At 47.9% G+C, this 2,081-nt stretch carries 2 protein-coding genes and 1 pseudogene; 2 read left to right on the forward strand and 1 reads right to left on the reverse strand.

Annotated features, from left to right (window positions below):
- On the forward strand, positions 1–263 hold a 263-nt coding region (locus ACSZO1_RS22240; RefSeq protein ID WP_437616542.1), incomplete at its 5' end, for a hypothetical protein.
- On the opposite strand, the gene ACSZO1_RS22245 is transcribed toward ACSZO1_RS22240, so the two are convergent.
- Entirely contained in the window at positions 260–1,357 is a 1,098-nt protein-coding gene (locus ACSZO1_RS22245) for a GGDEF domain-containing protein (protein ID WP_437616543.1), read from the reverse strand. The two genes, ACSZO1_RS22240 and ACSZO1_RS22245, sit on opposite strands and share 4 nt — an antisense overlap.
- A gap of 239 nt (positions 1,358–1,596) precedes the next feature.
- Between ACSZO1_RS22245 and ACSZO1_RS22250 the strand changes: the two are divergent.
- Positions 1,597–1,882 (forward strand): annotated as a pseudogene (locus tag ACSZO1_RS22250) (DUF1435 domain-containing protein).
- Positions 1,883–2,081 lie beyond the last annotated feature (199 nt).

Consider the following 2,081-nt stretch of genomic DNA (forward strand, 5'->3'; position numbering starts at 1 on the left):
TTCCGGCAGCCTTCAGTGGTCTTTGCAGAGTTAAGACAGGCGGCTTAGCGTTGCACTTCGAACTTGAATCCGCCCAGGCGATTTTAATTAGGATTAAATCAGTTAAATTGTTATTAAGACAGTTTTGTTATGCTGTGGGAAATAAAAATATAAAGGCTGTTAACCACTGGTTGGATGGATATCGTGTGTTAACACTTCTGGCGAAAAGAAATAATCATATTGAAGGGAAAATATCAGCCCCTGGCGGGGCTAATTGGGTTTAAACGGCATCAGCAGGCACTGCGCTGCTGGCTTTGGGTAAATCGTCAGCGCTGAGAATGGTATTACGGCCTTTGTTTTTAGCGACATACAGCGCACGGTCAGCATGCGCCAGCGCCTGATCAAAATCATCGGCCAGCAGCGGGGCAATACCGACGCTGACGGTGACATGAGTGGCGACGCGCTCATTAAAGCGGTGCGGAATTTCAAGGTTCAGCACATACTGCCGGATGCGTTCCGCCAGCTTCAGGGCAATAGCGGCATTTACATTGGTCAGCAGGACCAGAAACTCTTCACCGCCGTAGCGGGTGACAATATCGCGTGAACGCACTGCGTCACGAATCGCGACAGAGACGCGTGCCAGCGCCTGATCGCCCATCGCATGCCCATAGTTGTCGTTATAGGCTTTGAAGTGGTCGATATCCAGCAGCAGAACAAAATGGCTGCCTGAGTGGGTTTCCAGAATGTTTTCCAGCCGGTTTTTCAGCCCGCGGCGGTTATACAGACCCGTCAGTGGATCGAGCATACTGAGGTCGCTGTAGGTCTCTTTCTCCTCATGCAACTGGTACATCAGGCGCCGGGTAAAGTTGTCGCTGCGGCGACGCATCAGGTGATGCAGCGTGAACCCGATCAGCGGCAGGGCAATCGTCGAGAGCAGCATCAGCATATGATGGCCGGCATCGAGCGCCAGCACCGTCAGCGCCGCTGGTGCGGTGTGCAGACAGAAAGCCAGCAGATGATCGGCCAGAGCGATTGAGCTAATAAAATAGATGCTGATTAAACTGATCAGCAAAAAACTGCCGTCAGTGCTACTTATCTGCATATATTTCAACGAAATATGCCACGCCCACAGGACACCTGTAAGCAATGATACGCTATTTAATAGTGATAATTTCACTTTTGACCGGAAAAACGTCCAGGCGAACAACGCAATACTCATCACCGGAATCAGTAATGTTGGCAAAAGTACTGATGATGAAGATGAATATTTAAAATTCAACAACAAGAAAAGAGATGTCGCTGTGTTTAAAAAAAGAAAAAGCATCGTTGTCAGACGATATTTGCTGTAAAGCAATTCGTCATAAGTTAGTAATTTCATATTATATACTCGCTGCAACCCTGAAATACCAAAGCGACACACCCGACATTCGCTTTTATTATTCTGTCAGGAATAGTATGTGTGAGTAATTATTTTGTTCTAAGAAATAGTAAACGCCGCAATCTATCACTTTCCCTTCAGCCTGTCATCCTCAGGTACAAAGATTCAACAATTTTGCTGCAAAATGACAAAAGTTGTCATATGCTATTGGTAATCATTATCATCTGTGGATTGTAACGATGTTAGTGGCGATAGCAACAGCATGTGGATTAGGGGGGAGTGAGCTGGATGTTGGGAAAACGACTGGATAGTGCCTGGGGTGTGCTGCTGCCTTGCGCCTTGATACCGGTGCTGGCGGTGATGGATCTCTCGTTTTCTCAGTGGCGGGCGCTGATGGTGATTGCGCTGCTGGCAACGGTCAGCATGCTGTACCATAAACGTCTGCGTCACTACCTGCTGCTGCCATCCTGCATTGCACTGGCCGGATCGTTAATGGCAATCTCGGTAAAACTCACCGCCTGGTAAAACTAACCGCCTCGTAAAGCAACGGGCGCGGGAATAGAGTGTTATTTTTCAGAAGATAAAACAGCTGGAAATAAAGGGATAGTTGTAACAGGGAAGCACTTCTCAGAAGGGTATTTCACAACGTTGGTGCGAAGAGAGGGACTTGAACCCTCACGTCCGTAAGAACACTAACACCTGAAGCTAGCGCGTCTACCAATTC

Source organism: Erwinia sp. V71, from assembly GCF_965644245.1.
Taxonomy (GTDB): Bacteria; Pseudomonadota; Gammaproteobacteria; order Enterobacterales; family Enterobacteriaceae; genus Erwinia.

Excerpts from the sequence above, each read along its gene's own strand:
- ACSZO1_RS22245 (WP_437616543.1), bottom strand. The coding sequence starts at position 1,357 with ATGAAATTACTAACTTATGACGAATTGCTTTACAGCAAATATCGTCTG.